This is a genomic window from Sphaerotilus sulfidivorans, from assembly GCF_013426975.1.
Classification (GTDB): Bacteria; Pseudomonadota; Gammaproteobacteria; order Burkholderiales; family Burkholderiaceae_C; genus Sphaerotilus; species Sphaerotilus sulfidivorans.
Genome location: NZ_JACCPY010000091.1, coordinates 1 through 492, shown reverse-complemented (window position 1 = coordinate 492; position 492 = coordinate 1). Strand labels below are relative to the sequence as shown.

Below are 492 nucleotides of genomic sequence, written 5' to 3'. Positions count from 1 at the left end.
TGAGCATCCTGATCAACAAGGACACCCGCGTCATCACCCAGGGCATCACGGGCAAGACCGGTCAGTTCCATACGCTGGGCTGCCAGGCCTACGCCAACGGCAAGAACTGCTTCGTCGCCGGCGTGAACCCGAAGAAGGCCGGCGAGTCCTTCTCGGACATTCCCATCTACGCCTCGGTCAAGGAAGCCGCGCAGCAGCAAGGCGCGACCGTGTCGGTGATCTACGTGCCGCCGGCTGGTGCCGCCGCGGCGATCTGGGAAGCCGTCGAGGCCGACCTGGACCTGGCGATCTGCATCACCGAAGGCATCCCGGTGCGGGACATGCTGGAAGTGCGCAACAAGATGAAGGCCAAGGAGGCCGCCGGCGGCAAGAAGACGCTGCTGCTGGGCCCCAACTGCCCGGGCCTGATCACGCCGGAAGAGATCAAGATCGGCATCATGCCCGGTCACATCCACCGCAAGGGCCGCATCGGCGTGGTCTCGCGCTCAGGGA

Annotated in this window: 1 protein-coding gene; it reads left to right on the top strand. The window is 65.4% G+C overall.

Annotated elements, in window-relative coordinates; genetic code table 11:
- On the top strand, nucleotides 1–492 hold a 492-nt coding region (locus HZU84_RS21255; RefSeq protein WP_375139049.1), incomplete at both ends, for a CoA-binding protein.